Genomic DNA, 5310 nt, shown 5'->3' with positions numbered 1-5310 from the left:
ACCTGTAAGCGTGTAGGAAGTTGGCACTGGAAAGCAGATAAATAATGTATCTGTTCAGAATCTTCCATCTATTATTTTCTAGCTCGTACATCTGCTCTTTACTTCGTGCCAAAATGATCGCATTATATTATTTGACATTTCTCTAAAAGAACCCTCTCAATTTTCTAGCACGGCATGGATGTTTTAGTTTGCGCAGTGCTTTTGATTCAACTTGCCTAATTCTCTCACGTGTTACCTTAAAAATGCATCCTATTTCTTCTAAGGTATGTTCCTTGCAATCTTTACCAAGGCCAAAGCGCATTCTAATAATTCTCTCTTCCTTCGGTGTTAAAGTTGCAAGGAGGTTAGTTGTAATGCAGCGCAAGTCAGTAAGTATTGCAGCATCTTCTGGCTTTGAAACTCGCTTATCTTCTATACAGTCACCGAAAGTACTACTATCGTCTTTTCCTGTTGGAGCATCAAGGCTTACCGGATCCCTTGCTATTTTCATAACTTTGCGTATTCTTTCCAACGGCATTCCAAGTTCCATACTTAATTCCTCTAATGTAGGCTCTCTTCCCATCTCATGAGTTAACTTTCTTAATGCTCTGTTGATCTTGCTAATAATTTCTACCATGTGAACTGGTATTCTGACTACTTTAGATTGCTCAGGTATTGCTCTAGTAATTGATTGCCTTACCCACCAAGTTCCATAGGTTGAAAATTTGTATCCACGTTTGTAATCAAATTTATCCACAGCCTTCATAAGACCAATATTACCTTCTTGTATCAAATCAAGCAGAGCGAGACCTCTGTTTGAATATTTTTTAGCTATGGAAACTACTAACCTCAAATTGGCTTTAATCATTCCCTGCTTTGCTTCGGAGACTTCTCGTTCATGTTTTTGTGTTCTCTTGATTAGCTCTTTAAATTCTTGCACATCATCTTCTTGTATATGTTGCTTAATATTGTTCAAGGTATTAGCTATATGTTCAAAATTGTCGTCTATAAACTTTACAAACTTGTTTTTTAGTTCACCTGTAAAACAAGATTGATTTTCATTGGATTTTAAAGAACTAATTTCTTCTAACTTGTACCTTAAAAGTACATCAGCATAAACTTTGAGGAAGCTTTCTCTATCAATATAGTATTTTTTAGCTTCAGAAATAAGATTAGCTTCCTCAAGCATGATAGACCTGTTTATGTTATAAAGTTTTTGTGTAATTTTGGCGACAGCAGTGTCACTTAACTTAATTTGTAGCACTATAGACCATATTTGGTCATACAAATTTTGATATCTTAATCCACTAGAGGGATCTTTTCTTAATGTCAATGCTTCATCTGCTAAAGTAATTATCTCATCTAGTGCAACTATGACCTTGGGCAATAAGTCGTTTTCCATTTCAAGAATAGAAACATTTAAATTTGCTGAATTTATATCTTCATTACTATTTTCTTTCTCATCGTTACCTTTTTTACTGTCTATCTCATCATCGTCACAATATTCGTCATCTTTGGTGTCTTCAGAAACGTTCTCAGAATCTTTATCATCTTCAATACTTTCTTCACTCTCTTCTTTGGGTATCGCATTAAAATCGGAGTTATAAATTGCATCTAGGTCTATAATTTCTCTCAGTAAGAGAGCTCCACTGCTCAAATCATCACGCCATGCTTTTATCATCTTTAGTGTTACTGATGTTTCAATGATTGCACGCAACATGTTATGCTTTTCAGATTCAATTTTTTTTGCTATCTCAATTTCATCTGTCCTTGATAAAAGCTTTACGGAGCTCATATCTTGTAAATAAACTCTCACCGGGTCGTCATTTTGTATTAAGGTTGTAGTGGTATTCGACAGTGTGTCGTCATCATCAAGTTTGCCATCATCACTGTTGGAAGGAGCCTCTTCTTCGTCCTCGCTACTTTCAAGTATGTTGATTCCTGAGTCCTGCAATAGAGATATAGTATCATCTATAAAGTCGGATGATAAATTTTCGTCTGACAGTTTATCATTTATATCATCAAAGGTGATAAAGCCACCCTTTTTAATACTTTTGGTTACAAGATCCCTGATGATTTTTTTCTTATCTTCTGAGTTGTTAATAGCTGACATCATTACCCTTATAGTTTAAAATTTATTTCTTATTAGTAAATAGACTTACAATAAGTAAGCCTATGACTTTATTTTTAGCTTGTGGCTACTTATTACTTCATATAGTTTAAGATATTGTTAACTCACATACGCTTGTCTTGATCAATTATTCCATATCTTTCTTCTATTCTTACTGCTATGGATAATCCAACTGAAAATGTTGCAATTCCGACCACTATGGCAGTGAGCATTAGAACGTGCGGTACAGGATTGCTATATAAGTGAGAATTTGAAACTAATATAGGGGGTAGGGAGCTTTTTATATACCCAAGAGATATGTAAAATAACAGAACAGATGCTTGGAAAATGCTTACCCCTATCATTTTCTTAATTAAATTTTTGTCATTTATGATGGTATATAAACCTAGCGTCATTAATATAGTAATAATTGTATAATTGTATAAAGTCATTATTTTTTTCTGCGAGCAAAATCTATATATATGATTAACATGGAGGAACAAACAGTAAGTGCTACACCCAATTCCACCAGGAAAATACCCAATTTTTGACCTGCAACGTTGTTAGCTAACAATATATCGTAAGATAAAAAATTTTGGCCAAGTAAGACTGTTGCAATACCTGTGCCCCCATAAATAAAAATGCCTAGCATGCTAGTGAATTTAATTGCAGGGTAGGGTATTGCTTTTAGAGTTGTGGATACACCAAATAACATTGAGTATAATATTATTCCAGAGGCAATGATTATTCCTGCTTGAAAACCCCCACCTGGGGCGTAGTCACCATGAAATTGTATATATAAAGCAAATAAAATAATAAGAGGTACCATCAAAAATGTTACTGCATTTAATACTGGATCTTTAATCATTTTCTTTTTCTTCTTTTAATATTAATGTTATGCAAAGTGCGGCGGTGAAAATTACTATAGTTTCTCCAAATGTGTCATAGCCACGGAAGCCTGCTAAAACAGCTGTTACTATATTGGGAATGCCAACGGCTTTTTTAGTATTTTCTATATAGTAAGGAGCAACATGTGAGTGAATGGGAGCATCATAGCTGCCAAAATCTGGTAATTGGGTCATAAAGTGTGATAAACATATAGCTAGAAATAACATAAAAAAAAGTATTATAGGGTTGTGAGATAAATTTACTTTATGGTTCTTTATTAAAGAGAGTGCAGCAAATGTAAAAACTGTACTGAGCCCTGCACCAACAGAAGCTTCAGTAATTGCAACATCAGGTGCATTCATAATTAGATATATAAGTGCGATGAGTGAGCTAAATGCACACATCAGAACACCACTTGTGACTAAATGATTTGAGAGGACTATAAAAATAGCAACTATAAGTAACAGTAAAAGTAATGTTATATTTAGTATTTCTAACATCTTAACTTTCTTTAATAGCTTTTTCCTTACTTTTATAATGAGTGCGTGCTAAAATATAACTATTAGTTGAGTTAGCTACCCATATTATAAAAATTAATAGTATTATTTTAACAGTATTGACTGAAAATTCATTCTGCAAAGCGAGACCAATTAATAATAACATTGCACCGCTAGAATCTGTAATACCTGCTGCGTGTAACCTGGTGTAGAAATCAGTAAATCTAATTACCCCTATGGTTGAAATAGTTACTAAACAAATGCCTAAAAATATGAAAATAGATCCTATCATAAATTATCAAAGCAACATTAACCTCATTAGTGCTATAGTTGATATAAAACTGACACTAGCATACAACAACGCTATATCAACCAAAAAAAAACTATCCAAAATGATCGATACTGCTGTTATGAGTAAAACTACTTGTGTTGAGAAATGATTAAACGCTAGAGCCTTATTGTAAATGTCGCTTAACTTTGCTATACGGTACAACATTGTACTCATACAAAGCAGTAACATGTAAATAGCAACATGAATCATTTATAGGTCACACAACTCCAATAGGACTCTACTTAGTTTACTCTTCATCGTCTACTTCATCATCTGTGTCCTCACTACCTTGATTACTTATTTCATTTTCTACCTCGTCATCCTGAATATCAGTACTTTCTTGATCCACATCAGCATCTGTGTTAAACTGATCATTAGAAAAGTTTAGTAGTTTTTCTAGCTTACTCGTATTACTGCTGTAGGTATTACTCAGATTTCCTTTCATATACTCCTTGCATCTGCTTACCAAAAGGCTAAACAGCTCATAAGTATCCACCTGCCTTTCTGCTATTTCGTATAGAGAAATGATGGTGTTTTTATGGCCTTTAAATCTAGCTGATTGGACAGGATTACTCGCCCCTGTATTTAAATCATGTGTTCTCTGACTTGCCAGTAGGGCTAATTTGAAACGGTTACTCACCTGCTCTGTACATTTTTCTATAACAGACTCAGCCATAAAATACTACCTCAATAAACTTTGCATTATACACAAAAAAAACAAAGTGTCAACTTTGTGCCTATGGAGATCCAACTTCACGTTTAACCTTTTCTGTTTCAGGTTTTACTGCTTGACTTTCTGTTATCGTAATTGTTATCTCATGGTCGAATTTTTTGAGAAACCCTAACAGTCGTTCTAAAGAAAAACCATCTGTTTTGCCATTTTTAATTTGCGATATCTTTGGCTGATCAACACCCAGTCTCTCGGCGGCATGAGCTTGAGTCCAAGTGTTTTTTTCTATAACTTTAGTTATTATACTGAGCAGCTTCTTTTTTATTTCTACACTGCACGAGTTATTGTTTAATGATATTATTTCCATATACACTCACCTATCAAAAGCTTTGTAAAACATTACAACATAAACTTGATATCTCAAAGTATTAATATCATATAAGTTGTACTAAATAATTATATGATATTAGTATATTAAGGCTTTAAGTTTATTATTTACTAGTATTTTAATTTAATTAATATCAATTTCAAATATTATTATATATGGAAAGGTCATTCATAGTAGAAAAAAATAACCATAAAGCTTAAGGTATAAGTTTTGTAGATTGATTTTACATAAAAAGGTTTGTATCTCCATGCTCTAATACACCTGTATAAACATTGTGATTTTAATCCACCAAGACGGTGTCATTCCATTGCGTGAAGCTGGGCACAGTTCATCATACTGCAATTCATTCGAGGCATCTCTAGATCCCGCTAGCAAGCAGCAAAATGACGGTAGCTACAAATATTAAGAAATTTACTAAATAAAAAAAAGCAAAAGATGCTCCATGGT

Annotated in this window: 8 protein-coding genes; all 8 read right to left on the bottom strand. The window is 33.5% G+C overall.

From position 1 onward, the window contains the following. Positions 1–142: 142 nt before the first annotated feature. The 8 genes from rpoD to CCY16_RS02155 all read right to left on the bottom strand — a co-directional run bounded on the left by rpoD (position 143) and on the right by CCY16_RS02155 (position 4842). A complete protein-coding gene (gene rpoD, locus CCY16_RS02190; RefSeq protein WP_088414615.1) occupies positions 143–2092 on the bottom strand; it encodes an RNA polymerase sigma factor RpoD in 1950 nt (649 codons plus the stop codon). A 122-nt stretch (positions 2093–2214) separates the two neighbouring features. Continuing rightward, positions 2215–2541: a cation:proton antiporter subunit C gene (locus CCY16_RS02185; RefSeq protein WP_011256590.1), complete on the bottom strand. Its 327-nt coding sequence runs from the start codon at positions 2539–2541 to the stop codon at positions 2215–2217. Beyond that, the gene (locus CCY16_RS02180) at positions 2541–2957 is read right to left on the bottom strand and encodes a Na(+)/H(+) antiporter subunit B (RefSeq protein ID WP_088414613.1); all 417 of its coding nucleotides are present in this window, start codon (positions 2955–2957) and stop codon (positions 2541–2543) included. The genes CCY16_RS02185 and CCY16_RS02180 overlap by 1 nt, the downstream gene beginning before the upstream one ends. Beyond that, complete coding sequence (locus tag CCY16_RS02175) at positions 2950–3477, bottom strand: DUF4040 domain-containing protein (protein WP_088414611.1); 528 nt, start codon at positions 3475–3477, stop codon at positions 2950–2952. The genes CCY16_RS02180 and CCY16_RS02175 overlap by 8 nt, the downstream gene beginning before the upstream one ends. A gap of 1 nt (position 3478) precedes the next feature. Next, positions 3479–3766, bottom strand: coding sequence for a monovalent cation/H(+) antiporter subunit G (gene mnhG / locus CCY16_RS02170; RefSeq protein WP_088414609.1), 288 nt, complete (start codon positions 3764–3766; stop codon positions 3479–3481). Positions 3767–3772: 6 nt separating this feature from the next. Beyond that, positions 3773–4015 (bottom strand): monovalent cation/H+ antiporter complex subunit F, encoded by a 243-nt coding sequence (locus CCY16_RS02165; protein ID WP_088414608.1) that lies wholly within the window; start codon positions 4013–4015, stop codon positions 3773–3775. Positions 4016–4052: 37 nt separating this feature from the next. Next, a complete protein-coding gene (gene rpoZ / locus CCY16_RS02160) occupies positions 4053–4481 on the bottom strand; it encodes a DNA-directed RNA polymerase subunit omega (RefSeq protein WP_088414606.1) in 429 nt (142 codons plus the stop codon). Between the two features lie 61 nt (positions 4482–4542). Then, complete coding sequence (locus CCY16_RS02155; RefSeq protein WP_011256584.1) at positions 4543–4842, bottom strand: helix-turn-helix domain-containing protein; 300 nt, start codon at positions 4840–4842, stop codon at positions 4543–4545. Positions 4843–5310: the final 468 nt, after the last annotated feature.

Source organism: Wolbachia endosymbiont of Wuchereria bancrofti (assembly GCF_002204235.2).
Lineage (GTDB): Bacteria > Pseudomonadota > Alphaproteobacteria > Rickettsiales > Anaplasmataceae > Wolbachia.
This window is presented reverse-complemented; position numbering and strand designations above follow the sequence as displayed.